Here is a 21,470-nt window from a genome sequence, read left to right as displayed (position 1 = left end):
GGCACTCGCGGCGGCAGCGACGTCGCGACCTGACGTCGCGCCGGCGGGTCAGGGCTCGACGTGGCGGTCGGCGGCGGTGAGGGCCTCGTCGAGGATGTCCAGGCCGAGTTCGGCCTCGGCCTCGGTGGTGTTGCACGGGGGCACGACGTGCAGGCGGTTGAAGTTGGCGAAGGGCCACAGGCCGCGCTTCTTACAGACCGCGACCACGTCGTTCATCGGGGCGTTCTGGGCGCCGGTGGCCGCGTACGGCACCAGCATCTCCCGGGTGTCGCGGTTTCTGACCAGTTCCAGGGCCCAGAACACGCCCAGGCCGCGGACCTCCCCGACGGACGGGTGCTTCTCGGCCAGCCGTCGCAGGCCGGGGCCGAGGACGCGCTCGCCGAGACGGGCGGCGTGGCCCACCATGTTCTCCTCTTCCATGGCGGTGATGGTCGCCACGGCGGCGGCGCAGGCCAGCGGGTGGCCGGAGTAGGTGAGGCCGCCCGGATAGGGGACGTCCTGGAAGGCGGACGCCACCCGGTCGCCGATGAGCACACCGCCCAGTGGGACGTACCCGGAGTTCACCCCCTTGGCGAAGGTGATCAGGTCGGGCGTCACCGACCAGTGATCGACGGCGAACCACGCGCCGGTCCTGCCGAAGCCGGTCATCACCTCATCGACGATCATGATGATGCCGTGCTCGTCGCACAGCCGCCGGACCCCCGCCAGGTAGCCGTCCGGGGGCACCAGGATGCCGGGCGTGCCGGGGATGGGCTCCACCAGCACCGCCGCGATGGTGGACGGCCCCTCCAGGGCGATCACCTGCTCCAGGTGCTCCAGCGCGCGAGCGGACTCCTCCTCTTCCGTGGTGGCGTGGAACGGCGAGCGGTAGAGGTAAGGGCCGAAGAAGCGCACGACCCCGGCCGCGCCGGTGTCCGTGGCCCAGCGGCGCGGGTCGCCGGTCAGGTGCATGGTGGTGTGCGTGGCCCCGTGGTAGGACCGGTAGGCGGCCAGCACCTTCGGCCGCCCCGTGACCACCCGGGCCATCCGCACCGCGTGCTCGTTGGACTCCGCGCCGCCGTTGGTGAAGAACACCCGGTTCAGGTCGCCGGGCGCGCGCCCGGCGACGAGGCGTGCGGCCCGGCCGCGCTTGTCGTTGGCGAAGGCGGGCGCGACCGTGCACAGCTCGGCGGCCTGCTCGGCGATCGCGGCCACCACCTTCGGGTGGCGGTGCCCGATGTTCAGGTTGACGAACTGGGAGGAGAAGTCCAGGTACCGGTTGCCGTCGTAGTCCCAGAACCAGCGGCCCTCGCCGCCGGCCACCGGCAGCGGGTCGATGTGGCGCTGGGCCGACCACGAGTGGAAGACGTGGTCGCGGTCGTCGTCGCGTACGGACCGGGCCGTGCTCGGCTGTTGCGTGCTGGTCATCGTGGATCTCCCTCGCGCGCGAAGTAGTTGATGTCGGCGGTGATGGCGTCGATGGGGCGGCCCCGGGCGGCGCGCTCGGCCAGCGCGGCGTTGCGGCGCCGGCTGCGGTCGGACAGCGGCAGGTTCCCGGTCCGGTAGAGGCGGATCGCGCCGCTGTCGTCGCGGGCCGGGATCACCTCGGAGCGGGCGTGTACGCTGGCGCTGAACGGGATGTCCAGGCGGCCCGAGGCGAAGGCGCGGACGATGCCGTCGGCCAGGTCGGAGGCCGCCAGCACCGGTTCGACCAGCTCGGCGACCTCCCGCTGGATCCAGTCGGCCTCCTCCTCGACGCGTGCCTGGTCGAGCCGGACGAAGTCCAGCAGTTCGTGGGATCCCATCGCCGCCACCCGGATGCCCTCGGCGTTGGCCGCCGTGTCGGGGATCCCGAGCGCCTCCTGACGGGTCTTGCTGATGACCTTGGTCGCGCCGCCGAGCCGGGCGGTGATCCCGCCGTACAGGACGAGGGCCTCGGCGTCGGCGCGCCGCGCGGGGAACACGCCCATGAATTCGTGCAGCACCGGGTGGACGGCCACGCCGTCCGGCAGGTAACGGCGGGCGAGCGTGCGGATGGACCGGAGCGCGGCCACGTCCTGGTGCACCTCACCGCCCTGGGGGTAGGCGATGGACAGGCACCGGACGCCGGACCGGGCGGCGGCGACCGCCTCCAGCATGGTCACCGCCAGACTGATCGACGGTGGGACCAGGACGGCGGTCAGCGTGCCGAACAGCTCACGGTCGATCACGACGCCCTCGGCGGCCAGCCGTCCGCAGGTGTCGTCGAGCTGCCGCCAGGACTCCAGCGAGACCCGCAGCGGCACGTCCTTGGAATAGGGCAGGTTGTAGCCGATGCCGCCGCCCTCGAACGAGGTGATGCCCGAGGCGAGCGCGACGGCGAACAGGTCCCTGGCGTCGGGGGAGCCGTGCCGTACCTCCAGGGGCACGTCCACGGTCCGGGTCAGCTCCCTGCCGCGCCGCCAGCCGTGCGCGACCAGCGGGTAGCCGTTGAGCCGCGCCGGGTCCTCCGCCAGCACGCGGGCGGCGGTGTCGAACTGCCGCAGGCGGGTGTGGGAGTCGATGGTGATCGACAGCATCCCCGGGCCCGCCTCGGCGAGCCCGGTGAGCAGCGCCCTCATCGGCCCGTGGCCGCCGACGCCGCAGCGCGGCTGCACGAACGGACGTCCGGCGGCGTCGGCCGCGCGCAGCGTCTCGTCCGCCCGGTGGCGGACCCGGCGCAGCCCGTCGACGACGTCGGGCCATGCGGGGACGGCGCCGGCCGTGGCCGGCGCCACCTCCATCTCACCCCACTGGTTCATCGGCCCGCGCCTTCAGGGGAATTCCGGTGCGCGCCGCGAGCAGCAGGTCGAGCAACAGCGGCAGCTCGCCCGGATCCTCCACCAGGTGGTCGACGCCGAGCGCGCGCAGCCGCGCGTGGTCGTCCGCGCTCTTGTGGCTGCCGACCGACAGGTTGCCGCCCAGCACGACCGGCAGCCGCAGGCGTCCCGCCGCCCGCAGCTCGGGCAACGCGGCCAGATCGGTGCGGGCGTGCCCGTTCAGGCTGCCGACGATCACCGCCTCGGCCTCGGGATGGGCGTCGCACGCGTCGGCGAAGTCGGCGAGCGGGGTGCACACGCCCAGGTTCACCACCGTGAACCCGTGTTCGCGAAGCTGCATGGCGATCAGATGGTTGGCGACCGCGTGGGCGTCGCTCTCCGCCACCCCGAGGATGACGGTTCGTTCGTTGGGGTTCGGCATGGCCGGCTCCTCAGTGGTCGAAAGCGGTTCAGTCGTCGAAGGCGGTGAACAGCTCCCGCTGGTTCACCTGGGCGAGGCGGGCGGGGTCGTAGTAGCCGGGATCGGCGGCGGCCAGCGAGTCGAACACGGTGTTGATCGCGGGCACCAGCCCGCCCCACACCGACTTGTACGGCGGCCACCCGGCGTGCCCGGCGTCGATGTCGGCCTGGCGGGCGTGGATGTACCGGGCCCAGCCGGGGTCCATCGGGCGCCGGTGGTGGTAGTCGTGGCAGATGGTGTCGCCGGTGAGCACCAGGTAGCGGCAGGGGAAGTGCACCGTGACCAGCCGCAGCCACCATCGGGCCCAGGCGCGTCGGCTCCCCGGCCCCGGGCGCGGCGGTACGTCGCCGAAGAAGATCGAGTTGGTCAGCCCGGCGAAATGCTCCTTGCTGCGCTGCTCCTGCTCCCCACGGGGCGGGAAGGTGTGCTTCACGCACAGCCGTAACGTGTTGCTCACCTGGAAGAACACGGTCAGCGGCAGGAGCCAGGCGAGCAGCAGCACCGGCCAGGCGTTCAGCCAGGCCGCGAGCGCGAACGGCACGGCGTGCCCTGCCACCGTCGCCACGCGCTCCCGGCGGCTCGCCTGCTGCCAGTACGAGCGCAGCCGCGCCCAGAAGAACCTGGCGTGATACCGGGGAGAGACCAGCTTGGCGATCACCGTCCGCCACATCCGGCGGCGGGTCATCCCCGGATCGAGCCCGAGCCCGATGAGGAACGCCTGCACCGTGGGGTCGCGCAGGGTCATGTGGTGGCGCGCGTGGTGCTCGGCGACGTGCTCGGTCTTGTACCGCTCGAAGCTCTGCACCAGCAGCAGCCCGGCGATCAGCCTGCCGAGCACGGCGTCGGCGCGGGCCCGCCGCCACATGTTCCGGTGGGCGCACTGGTGGTAGATCATCATTCGCAGGTTGCGCGCGCCGTGCAGGGTGACGGCCCAGCCCGGCACGAGCAGGACCAGCCACCACCCCGCCGCCAGCACCGCCCCGGCCGACAGCGCCGTGCCCAGCACGAGCGAGGCCGACGACGTCACCAGGTGCGTGGTCGGGGTGAACGGCATCGGCCGCTCACCGGGATACGGCTTGCCGATGAGCAGGGTGAGCGGGCGGAACCGCGGCATCGCGGCCCGGATCTCGTCGTCGCGGGAGTACGCCGCCGGGGTCGGAGGCGCGCCGGTCCCTCGCGCCATGGTCGTTTCCGTGGTCACCTTGATCATTCCTTCAGGCGGGCAAGGCGGCGGACTCGACCTTGTCGGCCGTCGCCAGGACGTCGTCCAGGACCTGGTCCAGCTCTCCGGGCTCGGTGGCCGGGTTGAGCAGCATGAGCTTGAGGTAGACGGGCGCGGTGCCGTCGTCCCTGCGGACCCTGCTGCGCGCCAGCAGCGCGCGGCCGTCGAGCATGAGCTGCCTGCGCAGCGTGCCGGTGAAGGCGTCCACCTCGCCGTCGCCCGCGGCGTCCCTCGGAATGTACCGGAACAACACGGTGGAGACGGCGGGCGTGGCGGCCAGCTCCAGGCGGGGCTCGGCCTCGACCCGGCGGGCGGCGTGCAGCGCCAGCTCGTGGCAGCGCTCGACCATCCGGCCCAGCCCCTCACGGCCGAGGACGGCCATCGTGGCCCGCACCTTCAGCGCGTCCACCCGCCGGGTGGCCTGGATGGAGTCGCCGTACAGGCCCACGAAGCCCGCGTCCACGTCGTCGGTGTTGTTGAGGGTGGTGGCCGCCGCCGACAGGTGCCGCAGCGAGGCGCTCTCGCGGACCAGGAAGACGCCGGTGGAGGCGGGCGTCCAGCCGAACTTGTGCAGGTCCATGGTCACCGAGTCGTACTCCTCGATCCCGGCGAGCATGGGGCGCATCCGGTCGGAGAACAGGACGCCGCCGCCGTAGGCCGCGTCGGCGTGCGACCAGATCCCGTGCCGGCGGGCGACCTCCGCGATGGCCGGGAGGTCGTCCACCCAGCCCTGGTCGGTCGCGCCCGCGCAGGCGATGACCGCCGCCGGGATCACGTCCTCGGGCAGGCCCGCGATCGTGTGCTCCAGCGCGTCGGGGTACAGCCGCCCCAGCGCGTCGGACGGCACGCGCACGATGGCGTCCTCGCCGAGCCCGACGATGCCCACCGCCCGTCCGAGGGAGAAGTGGGTCGCGTCCGTGCACAGGACCACCGGCCGCACGCCCAGCCCGGCGAGCCCCGTGGAGAACGGCACCCGGCCGACCCGCCGGTGTGCCACGTTGTCGCGGGCGGTGAGCACGGCCATCAGGTTGGAGATGCTGCCGCCCGCCGTCAGGGTGCCTCCGGCCTGCGGCCCGTAGCCGACCAGCGCGGCCAGCTCGGCCACCACGTGGCGCTCCAGCTCAAGCGCGAACGGCCCGCTCTCCCAGGCGTGCAGCGACTGGTTGAGCGTCGCCGTCACCAGCTCGGCGGCGGCGGCCACCGAGGCGGGCGGGCACTGCATCCGCGCGACCGCCGCCGGGTGGGCGATGTCCACCGACCATTCGGCGTAGGCGCGGACGAGGTCGGTGAAGACGGCGACCGGGTCGGCGGCGGGCCGTCCGGGCAGGGGGGAGGTCAGGACCTCCCGTGCGAACTCGCGCGCCGCCTCGGGGCCGCCGGGGGCCACGGGTCCCGTGCGGGCGGCGGCCACCTCGGTGAGGACGTCGATCGCGGCGTTCGTCAGGACGCGCAGGTCGGCCAGGCCCTCGATGCTGCCGGCGGGGGGTGGGATGTTGACCATGGGTTCGCTCCTCGGTCGGCGAATCGGCTGACGTTCTGAGCGAACGGGCGGCGACTATGGTCGGTCTTTTCACCCGCTATCGGGTCATATCCCGCCCCTGGTCACGGCTTCAGTCACTGATCTGGGCGGGTGCCCAGGTCGCGTGACAGCGCTGCCTGAAAGAGCCGGGCCGGGAGCACCGGCGCGCCGTAGGCGGGTTCCCGGACCCGGACCACGACCGGCCCTGCGGCCCGGACGGCCGACGGCGGCCACGTCAGCAGGTCGCCGAGGTCCCGCTCGCCGGGCAGCGGCCGATCGGCGAACACGCGGGCCGTCCCGGCGGGCCCCTCCCGTGGTTCCCCGGCCTCGATCAGCACGTGGCGAGGGGAGAGCGGACGCTGCACGCGGCCGTGGCTGATCACGATGTCGGAGCCGTGGAAGGCCGCCTCCGGGCTCGGCGCGTACCCGGCGCGGACGCCGTGGGCGTCCAGCAGGTCCGTCAGCAGGGGATCGGGCGGGCGCTCGCCGTGCAGCACCACGTGGGACAGGTCGGGCAGTGCCCGGCAGAGCATGGCCAGGTAGTCCACGCCGCCGCCCTCGACGACCAGGCCCGCGACGACCACCCCGGGCGGGATCAGATGATGCGCCGTGGCGGCGGCGACGGTCGCCCCCCACAGCGTGGCCAGCCGTTCCGGCGGCGTGATCCGCACGCCGCCCCCGGTCAGCGCCAGCGCGACCCCGCCCGGCCCCGGCGCGGCCCGCGCCGGAGCGGGACCCGCCCGGCCGGAATACCGGCGGGCGAGCGCCCGATGCGCCATCTCTATGGGGTCGCAGTCCTGCACGACGGCCCAGAGCTCATGATCGTCGAGTTCGAGATAGTCGGTGGGCACGTGGACAAGCATTGGACGAACCGATATCAGCGCACTTTTGTGCCGATATCGAAATGCAAGGCATAAATTTGTGGATGCGGAATGGGATGGCCGCGCAATAGGACCCACACGATTCCCGGCCCCCGCCCGCCCGATATCCGCCCTACCAGGTCATCGGGGTCGTCAGGCGCTTGGGCGCATGACGAGGCGGAGGCCGGACTCGTCGTGGTGGGGGTGTGTCCGGATGGCCGGATCTTCCACCGGGAGGCGGTCGAGCACGCGGTCCGGCGGCGGGTCGGTCTGCCGGGGGCGCTGGCCACGTAACCGGCCGAGGGCCAGGGTCGCCCTGCTCTGCCACAGGCGCACGCCCATCCGGGCGAAGATCTCCTCTGCCGACTCCACCAGCGGGATCGCCTGCGGCACCTTGCCCCGTACGTGCTCCAACTCCGCCAGGGTGAGCGCGGCCCGGCCCTCCACGATCCGCTCGCCGATGTGCTGGGAGATCTGCCGGGCCTGGGCCAGGGCCTTCTCGGTGCCGGCCAGCCGTCCCTGGCGCAGCCGCGCGTCGCCGAGCCCGAGCAGCGCGTTGGCCTCGCCGGTGTGGTCGGCGATCTCCCGGGTGATCCGCAGCACCTGGTAGAACACGTCCTCCGCCTGCTCGGCCTTGTCGGTGCGCAGGTAGTAGTCGCCGAGCCGGCGCAGCACCCTGGCCTGCACGTGGCGGCAGCCCAGCGCGTCGCTGGTCTCCTTGGCCTCGGCCAGCAGCATCCCGGCCGCCTGGGTGTCGGAGGCGTCCAGTTTGAGCTGCGCCATCCCGCTCAGCACGTCCGCGCACGCCACGTCGTCGCCGACCGTGCGGAACAGCGTGAGCGTGCGCTCGTAGGCCGCCGCCGCCTCGCCGGACTCCCCGTTGAGCCGGTGCAGCACCGCCAGGTTGCGCAGCGCCAGAGCCTGCCCGCGCTGGTCGCCCTCCGCCCGGAACAGCTCCAGCGCGCTGTCCAACTGGGCCCGCGCGCCCGCGAGCGAGTACAAGGTCAGGTCGAGGGTGCCCAGCGAGTACAGCATCGCCGCCTCGCCCCGCCGGTCCCCGGCCGCCCGGGCCGCCTGCAGGGCCAGGGTGCCGGTCTCCCACCAGTCGTCGAAACGGGTGTGGCGCTCGAAGAACGTCGCCGAGGTCAGGGCGAGGTCCCAGCACACCTCGTGGAAGCCCGCCGACGCGGCCAGGCGGATCACCGCCACCATGGCCGAGCGCTCGGCCGTCCACCAGGCCGTGGGGTCCGCCAGCAGCAGATCGGTGTGCTGGGCGGGCAGCGCCCAGCGGACCGCCGCCCCGTGCAGGACGCCGTGGTCCCCGCCGTACTCCCTGCGGTGGGCCTCGCCCACCAGCTCCAGCCACGCGCCCAGCAGACGCCGCATCACGGTGTCGCGGCACCCCGGGGCCTCCTCGGCCAGGAACCGCTCTCTCGCGTAGACGCGGACCAGGTCATGGAGGCGGTAGCGGATGCCGTCCCCCGCGGTGGTCGTCGCCTCCACCAGATGGACGTCGACGAGCTGGTTCAGCACCTCGGCGGCGTCGTCCGGGGCGGCGTCCAGCAGCGGCGCGGCGACCCAGGATCCGATGTCGGGGGCGGGGAGCACGCTGAGCCTGCGCAGCAGCCGCCGCGCCGGAAGGTCCAGGCTGGCGCAGCTCGCCTCGATGCTGCTGCGGACCCGCAGCTCGCCGTACACCAGCTCGTCCAGGATGCGGGTCTCGCTGCGCAGCCGTCCGACCAGGTCGAGCAGCCGCCAGTGCGGACGGGAGGCCAGCCGGGCGGCGGCGATCCGCAGCGCCAGCGGCAGGTGCCCGCACAGGCGGGCCAGCGCGGCGGCGCTCTCCGGCTCGGCCGACACCCGCTCAGGGCCGATCACCCGCCCCAGCATCTGGATGGCGGTGTCCGTGTCGAGGGTGGGCACGTCCACGTGCTCGGCGCCCGGCAGCCCGCCGAGCCGGGCGCGGCTGGTCACGATGACGGCGTTCCCCGCGCCGACCGGGATGAGCGGGGCGATCTGCTCCTCGTCCGCGGCGTCGTCCAGGACGATCAGCATCCGGCGGTCGGCCAGCCGGCTCCGGTACGCCTCGGCGCGTTCGACCCCCGTGGACAGCGACCGTTCCCGGGCTCCGAGCGCGCCCAGGAACCTGCTGAGCACGTGCGTCGGGCACTCCGGGTCGGCGGAGCAGCCCTGGAGATTCACGTAGAGCTGCCCGTCCGGGTAGTCGGGGGCCAGGTCGTGCGCGAGCCGCATGGCCGTCGTGGTCTTGCCGACGCCGCCGGGGCCGGAGACCACCAGCACCGGCGGGGCGCCGGGCGTGGAGGCCGCGTTCCGCAGGCGGGCGCGCATGTCGTCGAGCAGCGCGTGCCGTCCGGTGAAGTCGGCGACGTCGGGCAGCAGCAGCCGGGGGACGGCCCGCGCCGGAGCGGACGGCCGGGGCGTCCACCCCGGCACGCCGCGCGGCTCGCAGAGCGAGGTGTCCTGGACGAGGATCGCGTGCTGGAGCCCGCGCAGTTCCTCGCCCGGCTCGATGCCCAGTTCGTCGATGAAGACCTGCCGGGCGCGCTGGTAGCGCTCCAGGGCCTCGGCCTGCCGGCCCGACCGGTAGAGCGCGAGCATCAGATGGGCCTGCAGCCGTTCGCGCAGCGGGTAGCGGGCCACGAGGTCGGTCAGCTCGCGGACCAGCGACTCGTGGCGGCCCAGCACCATGTTCAGCCGGATGCGGTCCTCGATCGCGGCCAGGCGCTTCTCGTCCAGCCGGGTCCGGACCGCACTGACCAGGCGGCCGTCGAGACCGGCCAGCGCGTCGCCCCGCCAGAGCGCCGACGCCTCGTCCAGGCAGTGCGCCGCGCTGACCAGGTCGCCCTGCTCGGACAGGCTCCACGCGCGTCCGGCCAGGTCCTCGAAGCGCTGCAGGTCGATCGCGCCCACCGGGACTTCGAGCGCGTATCCGGGCGGACGGGTGACCAGGACATGGCGGTACCCGATGCCCTCGAACATCCGGCGCAGCTCGGAGACGCAGATCTGGATCTGGCCGCGTGCCGTGCTGGGCGGATCGTCGTCCCAGATCGCCTCGGTGATGCGATCGACGGCGACCGGGCGACCGGCCTCCACGCCGAGCATCGCGAGCATGATCCTGGATCGGCGGCTTCTGATCCGGATGGTCCTTCCACGGGCCCCGACCTCCACCGGGCCGAGCACGCGCAGCTCGATCTCCCGCTCCATCTCGCGCCCGATCTCCCGCGCGACCGGTTCCGGCACGCCGGGCATTGCAGTGCTCTTCACGAGTCTCATCGCCACCGCTGCCGCCGCCTCAGCCCTCGACGGCCTCTCGCGAGACCAGGTCCCGTTTCGCTGATCGGGCGCGACGCCGTGGGGGGACGGGGGCCTCGCTCGTGGTGACGTCGGTGCGTGTGCGCTGCAGGTCGATGAGCGCGACGAGCAAGATCACCCCGGCGGCGATCTGGGCGAAGGTGAGCCGCTGGCCGAGCCAGGACCAGGCCAGGACGGCGCCGAAGAGCGGCTCCAGCGAGATGTTCACGGCGGCCACGGTGACGCCGACGCGGGCCGTCCCCCAGGAGAACAGCAGGAACGGCACGAGCGTGCCCAGCACGCCCACGCCGACGGCGGCGAGCAGCAGCCCCGGGCTGTTCGACAGCGCGGGCACGCCCTGCGTGACCTGGTAGCCCGCCCACAGCAGCCCGGAGATCGCGAACGCCCAGGTGTTGGCGGTCAGCGCTCCGCACGCGGCGGCGGCCTTGCCGCCGAACGCGGAGAACGCGGCCACGGCGGCGGCGGTGATCAGCCCGAAGGCGACCCCCGGCAGGTCGATGAGGTGCAGCGGCGCGGTCGGCAGCTCGACCACGAAGGCCACGCAGACCAGCGCGACGACGAGCCCCGCCACGACGCGGACGGCGGGCGGGCGGCGCGTGGCGAGCACGCTCCAGGCGATGACGAACGCCGGGGCGAGGTTCTGCAGCACGAGCGCGACGGCGACCGGTAAACGACTGATCGCCAGGAAGAGTCCCGCGTTGGCCACGGCCACCGACAGGCCGAAGCCGACGATCGCCACCCACGCCCCGCGCGCCGGGGGCGGGGCCGGGCGCGCGGCGCGCCGCCGCCAGGCGAGCAGCAGGGCGAGCCCGGCGAGCGAGGTCCAGGTGCGGACGGCGACGACCTCCAGCGGGTCGGCGCCCGCGTCGAAGAGGGCACCCGCCACGGTTCCCCCGAGTCCCCACAGCCCCGCCGCGACCACGACGGCGAACAGCCCCCCATGCCGAGCAAGGGGCCCCCGTACGAGCTTTTCGATCATCTCCGCACCTCTCAGCCGGCTGGGATTCAGCTCTCCACTGCCCTGGGTGATAACCGCTAAACTAATTAGATGGTTATGCACAGCGCGGCTCCGCGCAAGCGGCAAGAAGCACCCGGTGCACTGGAACTGGTGCGTGATTTCGTGAACACCCGCGACCTGGAACACCAGGTAGACGCGCTCTCCGACCCGGCCGGCATGCACGAGTGGCTGCGAGAGCGAGACCTGATCGGCATCGGCGCCCCGCCCGTGACGGAGGCCGAGTGGCGGCAGGCGATCGAGGCCCGCGAAGCACTCCGCGCCCTGGCCCTCGGCAACACCGGCCGCCCCGTCGACCCGGGCGCCCCCGTGGTGCTCAACCGCCTATCAGGCGACGCCGACGTCCGGCTCAGATACCGCCAGGACGGCACCATGCTCCTGGAACCCGCCTCCGGCGGCGGCCCCCGCCGAGCCCTCGGCCACATCCTCGCCATCGCGGGAACCGCCGCCCTCGCGGGCACCTGGCTCCGCCTCAAGGTCTGCCCGGCGGAAGACTGCCTCTGGTGCTTCTACGACCACTCCCGCAACCGCTCCGGCACCTGGTGCCAAATGGCCGAATGCGGCAACCGGGCCAAGGCCCGCACCTACCGCGACCGCCACCGCCTGACCCCCGAGTAACCCCAGAAGTGCGTCAGGCCGGGCAGGTACCCCGGCTGAAACCGGACCACTCCGCCGACGGGTGGCGTGCCGTCGGCGGAGTGGGTCATCGACGGCGTTGGTCTCGGTGGCCGGTGATGTCGCGGCCGGTGACCACGGTGTTCTCGGCCTCAGCGACGACCCTGCCGGAGAGCATCAGCAGCGCGCCGAACGGATGGTTGCCGTGCTCGCGGGCCAGGGCCGCCAGGCGGATCGCGGCCAGCAGGTGCTCCCGGTCGGCCGGGCCGAGCGCCGTCAACTCAGCCGGTCTTCTCGAAGAACTCGCGGATGTCGGCGACCAGCGCCTCCGGCTCCTCCAAGGACAGGAAGTGGCCGCCCTTGCCGAGCTCGGTCCAGCGCACCACGTTGTCGTCGCGCTCGGCCCAGCGGCGGACGGCGACGTCGTGGGCGGAGACCAGTACCGCCGTCGGCACGGTGCCGCGCGCCGGAGCCGCCCACTCCTGCTGCTCGCCGTCCGCCGACCAGCCGGAGGCGCTGATCTCCTCGTAGTAGAGCTGCGCCGCCGACCCGGCCGTGCCGGTGAACCAGTACACCGAGACGTCGGTCAGGATGCGGTCACGGTCGATCGCCTCCTCGGGCAGGCAGTCCTCGGGCATGGTCAGCTCCTTGAACTTCTCCACGATCCAGGCGAGCTGGCCGACGGGGGAGTCATGCAGGCCGTATGTCACGGTCTGGGGGCGTTTGGAGTTGCACTGGAGATAGCCGTCGTTGAAGTTCTCCATGCGCTCCCAGCGTTCCTGCTCGACTTCGCTGAGGCCGTCCATCTCGCCCTCCACCCCCATCGGGACCGTGACCAGCGCGTTGAAGTGCATGCCGAGCACGTTCCGAGGGTGGCGCAGCCCGACCTGGCGGCCGACCCAGGCGCCCATGTCGTAGCCGTGCACGCCGTAGCGAGCGTAACCGAGCCGGGACATCACCACCGCCAGCGTGTCGGCCACCCGCGGCGCGTTCATGCCGGGTCCGTCCAGCGGGGTGGAGAACCCGAAGCCCGGCAGTGACGGGATCACCAGATGGAACGCCGACGACGGGTCGCCGCCGTGCGCCCGGGGGTTGGACAGGGGGCCGATGACGTCGAGGAAGTCCACGACTCCGCCGGGCCATCCGTGCAGGAGCAGCAGCGGCACGGCGTCCGGCTCGGGCGAGCGGACATGCAGGAAGTGGATGTTCTGACCGTCCACCTCGGTGCGGAACTGCGGGTGCTCGTTAAGCTCCGCCTCGTGTACCCGCCAGTCGTAGCCGGTGCGCCAGTGCTCGGCGAGCCCCTTCAGGTAGTCCACCGGCACGCCGCGCGCCCAGCCGACCCCGGGCAGCTCGTCGGGCCAGCGGGTGGCGGCCAGCCGGACGCGCAGGTCGTCGATCTGATCCTGCGGGACGTCGATGCGGAAAGGGTGAACACTCTCGTGCGGGTTCGTCATGTCCACGACGGTAGGAGGCCCTTAGGAAAGGATCGGTCCTAAGCGTGTGGCATTCTCGTGGGCATGCTGGAGACCTCCGCGCGGCTGCTCAAACTGCTGTCACTGCTGCAGACCCACCGCGACTGGTCAGGAACGGAACTCGCGCACCGCCTCGGCGTCACCACCCGGACCGTCCGCAGAGACGTGGAACGGCTGCGCGAACTGGGTTATCCGGTGCTGGCCACCCAGGGCACCGCCGGGTACCAGCTCGGGGCCGGAGCCGCGCTGCCACCGCTGCTGCTCGACGACGACGAGGCGGTGGCCGTGGCCGTCGGGCTGCGCACGGCGGCGGGCGGCTCGGTGGCCGGCATCGAGGAGACCTCGGTGCGGGCGCTCACCAAGCTCGAACAGGTGCTGCCCGCGCGGCTGCGGCACCGGGTCAGCACGCTGCACGCCGCGACCGTGCGCGTCGCCGCGGCCGGGCCCAAGGTGAGCCCCGACACCCTGATGGCGATCGCCGACGCCTGCCGGCGGCGGGTGGGGCTGCGCTTCGACTACACCAGCCCGCACGGCGGGGACACGGTCAGGTCCGTCGAGCCGCACGGTTTGGTCAGCTTCGGGCGGCACTGGTATCTCGTCGCCTGGGACACGGGCCGCGTCGACTGGCGGGCCTTCCGGGTGGACCGGATGGCGCTGCGCTCTCCCGCCGGGGCGCGCTTCTCTCCCCGGACCCCGCCCGGCGGAGACGCCGCGGCCTATCTCGCCGACCGGCTGTCCACGCGGGCGTGGCCCTGCCAGGCCACGGTGATCCTGCACGAGCCCGCCGAGAGCGTCGCCGCCCGGATCTGGCCGGGCATGGGCGTGGTCGAGGCGGTGGACGAGCGGAGCTGCCTGCTGCACGTCGGCGCGGACGACGCGGCCGCGCTGGTGTGGATGATCATCACGGTGGACGTCGCGTTCACCCTCCCCGAGGGGCAGCCGGAACTCGCCGACGCCCTCCGCGCCCAGGCGGCCCGCTGCCTGGACGCGGTCGGCGGCGAGTGAGCGGGGGTCAGCCCCGGGTGGAGCGGCCGGCGTAGTCGCGCAGGCGGTCGGCGGCCGTGCCGAGGTCGGCGGCGGCCGTCGCGCAGGCCGCCAGGTGGGCGGCCACCGACTCGCGGAGCCAGGCGGGCGCCGCGCCACCGGCCGTCAGCTCGGTCTCGACCGCGCGCAGGCGCTCGGCGCAGTCGTCGAGGGCGCGGGCGTCGTCGCGCAGGGTCGCGGCGTGGACGGCGATCTCGCTGGGGGGCATGGAACCTCTCGTTCGGTCGGGGCGGGTCTGCCGCCGGGCAGGGAGACGCCGGGGTCGCGGAGCGAGCGGCGGCGGGGGGACGACACGCACCACAGCGGGCGCGCGCCGTCGAGGCCGAGGTCGCGCAGCAGGCGGGCCAGGGGGTGGGAGGAATCGCCGACCGTCAGGCGCGCCCACGGGGCGGGGTGGGCCCGCGCCCGGCCACGGGCGCGCACGCTGGAGCGCAGCGTGCGGCCCGCCGTACGGGTGTAGGCGACCTGGTCTCGCGCCGGGACGGGCACGCCGGGGCCGAGCAGCCCGCGCAGCGTCAGCACCCGATCGCCCGGCTCGCCCACGGTGATCAGCGTCGCACCGCCACTGAGCCGGAACCCGACCGCCAGCGGGTACGGCTCGGCCCCCCACAGCCCGCGTTCCACGGCACGGCGCACGTCGTCGCCGTCGGGCCCGGAGTCGGCGTCCACCACGCACCCCACGAGGTAGTCGCCCGACCGCCGCCGATCGGCTCGCCGGGTGAGGTCGAGCCACCCCCGCATGCCGTCGACCCCGGCGGGCGAGAACGGCCCGGGCACCACGACGCCGACCTGAAGCTCCCGGTGGCCGCCCAGCGAGGTGCGGCGGTTCCAGGCCGCGTGGATCACCACCAGCGCGTGCCGGCCGACGCGGACGGCGGGCCCGAGACCCGCCCCGCCGAGGAGGCGGCCCGCCGCGGCGGGGTCGGCGGCGAAGCAGGCCGTCAGCGCGCCGCCCTCGTGACACCGGACGGGCACCTCCGGCGCGCCCGTCTCCGGGCCGAGCGGGTAGGTGGGCACGGTGAGGAAGGGGAAGTCGCCCGGCGTCTCGTTCTCGTCGAACAGCAGGTAGACCTGGGTGCGCACGACGCGCCCCGCGTACGCCGCGAGCCGCCGGTCGATGTGCGCCCGCTGCTCGGGCAGGTCGGCGGAGAGGTTGGCGATGTAGCGCTCGACGCTGTGGCACAGCGGGAACATGTGGGTGGGGTCGTCGTAGTCCACGACGTACCACTCGGGGTGTAGATCGGCGCACACGCCCGGGCCCTGCCCGTCCAGGGTCGGGATGATGTCGTGCTGGTTGGTGACGCTCGCCACCCACGTGCGCGGGTCGGCCGGGGTCTTGAAGTCGATCGGCGAGCCGACCGCCACCGCGTGCGTGACCGTGTGCCGGGCGCAGAACTCGCGGTCCTGAGCCAGGTTGAGCACGGCGGCGCCGCCCGCGCTGTGCCCGACGAGCGCGACCTCCGCCCCGGGCGGCAGCCGGTAGTCGTCGATCGCCATGGCCAGCGCCCGGCTGTAGGGGCTGCTCGCCAGCACGGAGGTGCTGAACGCGCCCAGGATGTCCTGCGGCGAGTCGTCGTCCACCCGGCTCGCCCGGATGCCCGGGGCCTGCACGACGAAACGGACCACGCCGTCGGCCCCCTGGACGCTCTGGATCAGCACCCGGCCCGTGTTGCCCAGCACCGCGATGTTGCCCAGGAATCCGAGCAGCGACCCCTGCGCGCTCAGCCGCGCCGCCTCGCCGGGGGACGGCTCGACCCGCCGCGCGGCCCCCTCGCCCCGGTCGAGCGCGGCGACCAGGCGGTTGCTCACGCCGGTCAGCGGGTCGGCGGTGGCGTAGCCCTTCCCGGTGGCGATCAGCCACGCGGTGGCGTCGTTCAGCGGGTTCTCGTCGAGCAGCGCGCGCAGCGCGAGCACCTCGCCGAAGACCGGGGCCAGCGCGCTCAGCGCGCGCACCGAGCCGCGGTCCCTGAGCAGCGCCCGCAGCGCGCGCACGGCTTCGAGGTCGCGGTCGGCGGCGGCCGCCTCGATGAGCCTGGTCAGCATCGGGTCGCCGGTCAGCTCGGGGTGGTCGAGCGCCACCGCGGCGATGCGCAGCCGCAGCGACGTGGCCAGCACCCGCACGGCCAGGCTCTCCGCCCCGGCCATGGAGCCGAGCCTGGCGGCGAGGGTGGCCAGCCTGCCGCCCGCCGGGGAGTAGCCGAGCCCCCGGGCGTCGGTCACCGCGTGGGCCAGGGCCCGCTGCGCGCGCAGGCCCGCCACCGGGGCGCGGCGCAGCGCGGCGGGCGAGACGGAGCCGCCGAGCGCGGTGGTGGCGTGCACGGCGGCGGCCTGGATGGTCTCCGCGATCTCCACGAGATCGCGGGCGGCGGCCCGCAGCGCGGCGGCCCGCGCCGACGTCACCGCCTCGTGCGACGGCCCGGCCGGTGTGGTCACGACGTGCCCCCGCGCGACATGCTGACGAGGCGCGGACGCGGATCCTCGGGGACGTTGCGGTGCAGGACGTCGGACAGCGAGCGGGTGGTGGCGATCACGCGCAGGCCGCACGGGGAGAAGGTGGCCGCGTTGAACACCCGTGGCGCGAGCAGCGGGTTGGTCAGCGCCTGGGAGAAGGCGTCGACCGCGATGATCTTCGTGAGCAGCGGCGGGAGGATCGCCTCGGGCGACCCCGGCTCCTCGGCGAACATGCCGACATAGAGGTCGATGTCGTCGACGCCCCGGTACCGCTCGCGCAGCGCGTCGCTGACCCGGGGGTCGGCGTTCACGTGCTCGAAGCGGCGGATCCTGGGGAACCGGCAGTGCTCGCGGTAGCTGTTGTAGGGGGCCAGGCCGAGCGTCCGCGACGCCTCGACGCTGGCGATGTCCACCTCGCGCAGCACCGGGTCGGTGTTGAACAGGCCGATCCGGCCCGCCCGCTGCCTGGACGCCTCCTCGAACAGCGTGCCGAGCCCCGGCCCCGGGATCAGCGCGCTGCCCATCAGGGTCTGGGCCATCGGCAGGTCACGGCCGCCGACCCGCAACCGGGAGGGGATGAGCTGATGCCAGCGGTAGACGAGGTTGAACTCCACCGACGCCCAGTTCTCGCGGAACCAGGGGGCGTGGGCCAGCCGCGCCGACAGCCCGGAGTCGAGCCTGAACCGGAAGTGGTAAGGGGTGATGTGGTTGACGTACTCCTCGATCACCAGCTTGATCAGCAACACGATCAGGATGTTGCGCGCCGTCTGGAACAGCCGCTCGTCGTCCCACTTCGGGTAGTTCGCGGCCAGCAGCCCGGCCACCCGGTTGTGCTCGCGCAGGAACAGCACGGTCAGCATGGTGAAGCCGATCTGGGTGTTGCCCCGGTCGCTGCCGGTGGCGAACAGGGTGTCGCGCAGCGCGGTCGGCATCTCCTCGAAGCGGATCATCCGCAGCGCCGCGAACTCCGGCTTGATCTCCCCGTTCTCGCACAATAAAGGCGGGAATTCCCCGCCGCCGATGGACCGGCTCTTCAGCCGCCCGCCCTCGAACGTGCGCAGCGCGGCCGTGGCCGTGGCGTCGAGGCCGTAGAGCTGGTTGAGGTCGATCTGGTGGTTGGAGGTGTTCTTGCGCGGATCGCGCGGCGGGCTGGACTGGCCGCGCAGGAACCCGTCGGTGAACCACTGGGCGAAATAGGCGAACAGCACGGTCGAGCGCGGGCAGGGGATCATCGCGTCGCCCCTGGTGAACAGGTCGGCGGCGTGCGCGGACGACGGCCTGCGGGTGTCGTCGCCCGCCATCGGGGGAACGTGCCTGCCGCTGTAGGTGCGGTCGGTCAGTGAGGCCCACGAGGTGTAGTCGGACATCGTGCTCAGCGGTTCGGGCCTGGGCGGCATCTCGCGGACCGCCGCGTCGATGAGCAGCGCGTTGAGACGGCGGCGCACCGGCCCCACCGCCTGGACCAGGTCCCAGAACGGCCGCCCGCCGGTCAGGGCCAGGAAGCGCAGCCGGTTGGCCGCGCCGTCGGTCATCGCGCTTCGGGCCGTGCTTCCCCGGCCCACCCGGCCCACCCGGCTCACCCGGCCTCCCCGAGGCCGATCACGAACCGGTCGGGGAAGACGCCGTGGGACCGGGCGATCTCGCCCTCGGGCGGCGGCAGGGGCCGCACGCCGGGACGGCGCAGCAACCGCCGCAGCGGCTCACAGATGATCACCCTGGCCGGATGGACGCCCAGGCACGAGTGGTGACCGTGCCCGAAGAACAGGTGGTGATGGCCGGGGCGCCCGAGGCGGAACTCGTCCGGCTCGGGGACCACCTCGGCGTCGAACACGGCCGAGGCGGGCGCGGCCAGCACGAACGTGCCCGCCCTGATCAGCGTGCGGCGCGGCGTGCCCGCCGCCAGGACGTGGTCGCGCGCGCAGACCCTCGGCAGCAGCTTGAAGAACGGGCTGAACCGCAGCGCCTCCCAGACGTGGGCGTCGAAGCGGCCCGGATCGGGCTCCGCCGTCGCCGCGACCGCCTCCGCGAGGACCTGCGGGCGGGCCAGGAGCTGTTCCAGCGCCTCGACCATCGCCCCTGGCCCGCTCTCCACGAACCCGAGCGGCAGCCCGGCCATGTTGATCAGGATGCGCTCGTCGGCGGGCGCGAGCGGGCCGGGCAGCGAGGTGGCGACGAGCCGGGCGAAGACGTCGTCCGGCGCGGTCTCGCCCGCCGCGCGGGCGGCCCTGCGGGAGGCGAGCGCGGCGCCCAGGTAGGCCATCAGCTCCGCGCCCGCGCGGTGCCCGGCCTCCTGGACCGCCGGGTCGCCCTGGTAGTTGGCGAACCCGTCGGCGATCACCGCCCTGGTCCAGCCGGACAGCACGCCCGGCGCGGGGCCGGGCAGGCCGAAGTAGTCGGCGCACACACCGAGCGCGACCTTCCTGAACACGTCGTGGACCAGCTCGACCCGGCCGTGCGGCAGCGCGGCGTCGAGCGCCTCGTCGGTGATCCGGCCAGCCAGCTCGCGCACGCGCGCGGCGTCGGCGGGCGGCAGCATGACCCGCATCAGGGCCTTGTCGGCCCAGTTCATCGGGGTGGCGTCGCGGCTCAGCATGAACGGGCCGCCGAGGGCCGCCTCCAGTCGCGGCCCGAAGGCGCGGACCGTGAAGACCTCTTCGCGGGAGAGCACCTCGGTGACGTCGGCGTGGCGGGTCACGACGGTGAAGGCGGGCGTGACGAACACCGGCCGGCGCTCGCGCAGCTCGGCGAACAGCGGGCGCCACTCGCCGCGCAGCCAGCCCTGCACCAGGCCGATCGCGGCCGAGGGGTCGCGGGCGAACGCCTGGTCGTAACGGCCCAGGTAGCCGCCGGTCGCCACCTGCTCGACAGCGCTCAATGCCGCCTCACTTCCCGCGCTCGGCCCGGACGGGGCCGCCCGGGTGCGGACACAATCTAGGGGCGCGGGACGACCTTGCCTCATGGCTACCGAATGCAGTCTTGTGGCTCCTTTCAGTAATCATCGTATTACTCTCCGGCCACTGTCGTCACCGGTGGTCACGGCCGTTCAATGAGGGGCGTGCCCTCGTCACCCGCCCAACGACCAGCCCAGCGACAGAGCCCGGCTCCGGCGGAGACGGTGCAGCTCACCGCCGGCCGCCGCACGGCGTATCTGATCGTCCTCGTCGTTCTGCCCGTCGTCGCGCTGTTGCTGGCGGTGCCCGCCGCCTGGGGCTGGGGCGTCGGCCCGCGCGACGTGGTGCTCGCCGTGGTGATGTACCTGGTGAGCATCTTCGGCATCGCCATCGGCTACCACCGGCTCTTCACCCACCGGGCCTTCCGGTGCGCCAGGCCGCTGCGCGTCGCGCTCATGCTGGCGGGCGGCATGGCCGTCGAGGGCCCGGTGTCCCTCTGGGCGGCCGAGCACCGCCGTCACCACAAGTACGCCGACCGCGAGGGCGATCCGCATTCCCCGTGGCGCTACGGCGACTCCGGCCTGGCCCTGCTGCGCGGCCTGCTGCACGCGCAGGTCGGCTGGTTCTACACCGCGCGGCGCCGCTCCGACCGCCGGCACTGGGTGCCCGACCTGCTCGACGACCCCGACGTCCGGCGGTTCGACGCCGCCTACCCGGCGGTCATGGCGCTGTCGTTCGCGCTGCCCGCGGCGGCGGGCGGCCTGTGGTCGATGTCCTGGCAGGGCGCGTGGACCGCGCTGTTCTGGGCGGGCCTGGTCCGCTACGCGGTGGTGCACCACGTCACCTGGTCGGTCAACTCGATCGCGCACACCTTCGGCGACCGTCCGTTCCGGGCGCGCGACCGCTCGTCCAACGTCGGGTGGGTGGCGCTGCTCACGCTGGGCGAGGGCTGGCACAACTGGCACCACGCCGATCCCACCTGCGCCCGGCACGGCGTGCTGCGCGGGCAGCTCGACCCGAGCGCCCGGCTGATCCGCTGGTTCGAGCGGCTGGGGTGGGCCCACCACGTGCACTGGCCGAACCCGGCGCGTCTCGCCGACCTCCGCGCGGGTCCGGAAAGCCCTTCCCTGCGGTGATTTGTGCAGAGTTTCTCGGCAGATGGGTAGTGGGCGCCGGTATTGTTCCGAGCGACTTCACGACCGGGAAGGTGCCAGACCTTGGTGGACACCGACGAATACGCGGCCACGTTCAAACTCGTAGACGCCGACGGCGACGGCCGGATCTCGGCGGCCGAGCTCCACGCGCTGATGCGCACCATGGGCTCGCCGATCACCGAGGAGCGGGCGGTGGAGGCCGTGCGCGCCGCCGACGCCGACGGCGACGGCCTGATCTCGCTTGAGGAGTTCGCCGTCTTTCTGAGCACGCACCGGGTGAGCTGACCCCGGTGGCCGGGGCGGGCGACGTTTGGCCTCGTCCGCCCTGGTAACGCATACCGCATGGGAAACGCCGGCCTGACCCGCCATCTCGTGGCGGGCGCCGCCGCCGGGGCGGCCGGCACCACCGCGCTCAACACTGTGAGCCATCTCGACATGGCGGTGCGCGGGCGCTCGGCCGGCTCACTGCCGGAAGAGGCGGCCGGTGTGCTCGCGGACCTGACCGATCCGCGTACCTGGGGCGTGGCGGGGTGGGTCGGCGACGCCGTCCCGTACCTCGGCTACGCGCTGGCCACGGTCGCCACCTTCGACCTCATGCGCCCGCGCCGCCGCTGACTCTGTCTAGACGCGTCTAACGCCACCTCAAAGGACTCA

19 protein-coding genes are annotated in these 21,470 nt (G+C 73.5%); 5 read left to right on the top strand and 14 right to left on the bottom strand.

What is annotated here, in order from left to right:
• Nucleotides 1–48 precede the first annotated feature (48 nt).
• From P3X83_RS11675 to P3X83_RS11640, 8 genes are all read right to left on the bottom strand, one after another.
• Entirely contained in the window at nt 49–1,407 is a 1,359-nt protein-coding gene (locus P3X83_RS11675; RefSeq protein ID WP_277304992.1) for an aspartate aminotransferase family protein, read from the bottom strand.
• Nucleotides 1,404–2,759: a methylaspartate mutase gene (locus P3X83_RS11670; RefSeq protein ID WP_277304990.1), complete on the bottom strand. Its 1,356-nt coding sequence runs from the start codon at nt 2,757–2,759 to the stop codon at nt 1,404–1,406. Before P3X83_RS11670 ends, P3X83_RS11675 begins: the two co-directional genes overlap by 4 nt.
• The gene (locus tag P3X83_RS11665) at nt 2,743–3,198 is read right to left on the bottom strand and encodes a cobalamin-dependent protein (RefSeq protein ID WP_277304989.1); all 456 of its coding nucleotides are present in this window, start codon (nt 3,196–3,198) and stop codon (nt 2,743–2,745) included. Before P3X83_RS11665 ends, P3X83_RS11670 begins: the two co-directional genes overlap by 17 nt.
• Before the next feature lie 28 nt (nt 3,199–3,226).
• Nucleotides 3,227–4,438 carry a fatty acid desaturase gene (locus P3X83_RS11660; protein WP_277304988.1) on the bottom strand — a complete coding sequence of 404 codons (1,212 nt, stop codon included), beginning with the start codon at nt 4,436–4,438 and terminating at the stop codon, nt 3,227–3,229.
• Nucleotides 4,439–4,451: 13 nt separating this feature from the next.
• Nucleotides 4,452–5,960, bottom strand: coding sequence for a pyridoxal-dependent decarboxylase (locus P3X83_RS11655; protein WP_277304986.1), 1,509 nt, complete (start codon nt 5,958–5,960; stop codon nt 4,452–4,454).
• Between the two features lie 113 nt (nt 5,961–6,073).
• Entirely contained in the window at nt 6,074–6,829 is a 756-nt protein-coding gene (locus P3X83_RS11650; RefSeq protein WP_277304985.1) for a hypothetical protein, read from the bottom strand.
• A gap of 162 nt (nt 6,830–6,991) precedes the next feature.
• A complete protein-coding gene (locus P3X83_RS11645; RefSeq protein ID WP_277304984.1) occupies nt 6,992–10,123 on the bottom strand; it encodes a BTAD domain-containing putative transcriptional regulator in 3,132 nt (1,043 codons plus the stop codon).
• Between the two features lie 28 nt (nt 10,124–10,151).
• Complete coding sequence (locus P3X83_RS11640) at nt 10,152–11,150, bottom strand: DMT family transporter (RefSeq protein WP_277304983.1); 999 nt, start codon at nt 11,148–11,150, stop codon at nt 10,152–10,154.
• Nucleotides 11,151–11,219: 69 nt separating this feature from the next.
• On the opposite strand from P3X83_RS11640, the gene P3X83_RS11635 reads away from it, so the two are divergent.
• The gene (locus tag P3X83_RS11635) at nt 11,220–11,804 is read left to right on the top strand and encodes a CGNR zinc finger domain-containing protein (protein ID WP_277304981.1); all 585 of its coding nucleotides are present in this window, start codon (nt 11,220–11,222) and stop codon (nt 11,802–11,804) included.
• Between the two features lie 85 nt (nt 11,805–11,889).
• Here the strand turns inward: P3X83_RS11635 and P3X83_RS11630 are convergent, their stop codons facing one another.
• Together P3X83_RS11630 and P3X83_RS11625 are read right to left on the bottom strand one after the other, a co-directional pair.
• Nucleotides 11,890–12,081 carry a hypothetical protein gene (locus P3X83_RS11630; protein WP_277304980.1) on the bottom strand — a complete coding sequence of 64 codons (192 nt, stop codon included), beginning with the start codon at nt 12,079–12,081 and terminating at the stop codon, nt 11,890–11,892.
• Nucleotide 12,082: 1 nt separating this feature from the next.
• Entirely contained in the window at nt 12,083–13,258 is a 1,176-nt protein-coding gene (locus tag P3X83_RS11625) for an epoxide hydrolase family protein (protein WP_277304979.1), read from the bottom strand.
• A 63-nt stretch (nt 13,259–13,321) separates the two neighbouring features.
• On the opposite strand from P3X83_RS11625, the gene P3X83_RS11620 reads away from it, so the two are divergent.
• Nucleotides 13,322–14,281, top strand: coding sequence for a WYL domain-containing protein (locus P3X83_RS11620; RefSeq protein WP_277304978.1), 960 nt, complete (start codon nt 13,322–13,324; stop codon nt 14,279–14,281).
• 7 nt (nt 14,282–14,288) lie between these two features.
• Here the strand turns inward: P3X83_RS11620 and P3X83_RS11615 are convergent, their stop codons facing one another.
• The 4 genes from P3X83_RS11615 to P3X83_RS11600 are packed head-to-tail and all read right to left on the bottom strand — an operon-like array spanning nt 14,289 to nt 19,646.
• Nucleotides 14,289–14,528, bottom strand: coding sequence for a hypothetical protein (locus tag P3X83_RS11615; protein ID WP_277304976.1), 240 nt, complete (start codon nt 14,526–14,528; stop codon nt 14,289–14,291).
• Entirely contained in the window at nt 14,426–16,753 is a 2,328-nt protein-coding gene (locus P3X83_RS11610; RefSeq protein ID WP_277304975.1) for a hypothetical protein, read from the bottom strand. Before P3X83_RS11610 ends, P3X83_RS11615 begins: the two co-directional genes overlap by 103 nt.
• Nucleotides 16,750–18,351 carry a peroxidase family protein gene (locus P3X83_RS11605; protein ID WP_277304974.1) on the bottom strand — a complete coding sequence of 534 codons (1,602 nt, stop codon included), beginning with the start codon at nt 18,349–18,351 and terminating at the stop codon, nt 16,750–16,752. The genes P3X83_RS11610 and P3X83_RS11605 overlap by 4 nt, the downstream gene beginning before the upstream one ends.
• Nucleotides 18,348–19,646, bottom strand: coding sequence for a cytochrome P450 (locus P3X83_RS11600; protein ID WP_277304973.1), 1,299 nt, complete (start codon nt 19,644–19,646; stop codon nt 18,348–18,350). The genes P3X83_RS11605 and P3X83_RS11600 overlap by 4 nt, the downstream gene beginning before the upstream one ends.
• Before the next feature lie 240 nt (nt 19,647–19,886).
• Between P3X83_RS11600 and P3X83_RS11595 the strand changes: the two genes are divergently transcribed.
• The 3 genes from P3X83_RS11595 (at nt 19,887) to P3X83_RS11585 (ending at nt 21,431) form a co-directional block, all read left to right on the top strand.
• Entirely contained in the window at nt 19,887–20,798 is a 912-nt protein-coding gene (locus P3X83_RS11595) for an acyl-CoA desaturase (RefSeq protein WP_277304972.1), read from the top strand.
• An 81-nt stretch (nt 20,799–20,879) separates the two neighbouring features.
• Nucleotides 20,880–21,101 (top strand): EF-hand domain-containing protein, encoded by a 222-nt coding sequence (locus P3X83_RS11590; RefSeq protein ID WP_277304971.1) that lies wholly within the window; start codon nt 20,880–20,882, stop codon nt 21,099–21,101.
• A gap of 57 nt (nt 21,102–21,158) precedes the next feature.
• Nucleotides 21,159–21,431 (top strand): hypothetical protein, encoded by a 273-nt coding sequence (locus P3X83_RS11585; protein ID WP_277304969.1) that lies wholly within the window; start codon nt 21,159–21,161, stop codon nt 21,429–21,431.
• Nucleotides 21,432–21,470: the final 39 nt, after the last annotated feature.

Source organism: Spongiactinospora sp. TRM90649 (assembly GCF_029382225.1).
In the GTDB taxonomy this organism is placed as follows: domain Bacteria; phylum Actinomycetota; class Actinomycetes; order Streptosporangiales; family Streptosporangiaceae; genus Spongiactinospora.
The sequence above is the reverse complement of the archived record's forward strand: the minus strand, read 5'-3'. Positions and strand labels throughout refer to the sequence as shown.

Excerpts from the sequence above, each read along its gene's own strand:
- P3X83_RS11675 (WP_277304992.1), bottom strand. The coding sequence starts at position 1,407 with ATGACCAGCACGCAACAGCCGAGCACGGCCCGGTCCGTACGCGACGAC.
- P3X83_RS11670 (WP_277304990.1), bottom strand. The coding sequence starts at position 2,759 with ATGAACCAGTGGGGTGAGATGGAGGTGGCGCCGGCCACGGCCGGCGCC.
- P3X83_RS11615 (WP_277304976.1), bottom strand. The coding sequence starts at position 14,528 with ATGCCCCCCAGCGAGATCGCCGTCCACGCCGCGACCCTGCGCGACGAC.
- P3X83_RS11620 (WP_277304978.1), top strand. The coding sequence starts at position 13,322 with ATGCTGGAGACCTCCGCGCGGCTGCTCAAACTGCTGTCACTGCTGCAG.
- P3X83_RS11625 (WP_277304979.1), bottom strand. The coding sequence starts at position 13,258 with ATGACGAACCCGCACGAGAGTGTTCACCCTTTCCGCATCGACGTCCCG.
- P3X83_RS11640 (WP_277304983.1), bottom strand. The coding sequence starts at position 11,150 with ATGATCGAAAAGCTCGTACGGGGGCCCCTTGCTCGGCATGGGGGGCTG.
- P3X83_RS11655 (WP_277304986.1), bottom strand. The coding sequence starts at position 5,960 with ATGGTCAACATCCCACCCCCCGCCGGCAGCATCGAGGGCCTGGCCGAC.
- P3X83_RS11635 (WP_277304981.1), top strand. The coding sequence starts at position 11,220 with ATGGTTATGCACAGCGCGGCTCCGCGCAAGCGGCAAGAAGCACCCGGT.
- P3X83_RS11585 (WP_277304969.1), top strand. The coding sequence starts at position 21,159 with ATGGGAAACGCCGGCCTGACCCGCCATCTCGTGGCGGGCGCCGCCGCC.
- P3X83_RS11665 (WP_277304989.1), bottom strand. The coding sequence starts at position 3,198 with ATGCCGAACCCCAACGAACGAACCGTCATCCTCGGGGTGGCGGAGAGC.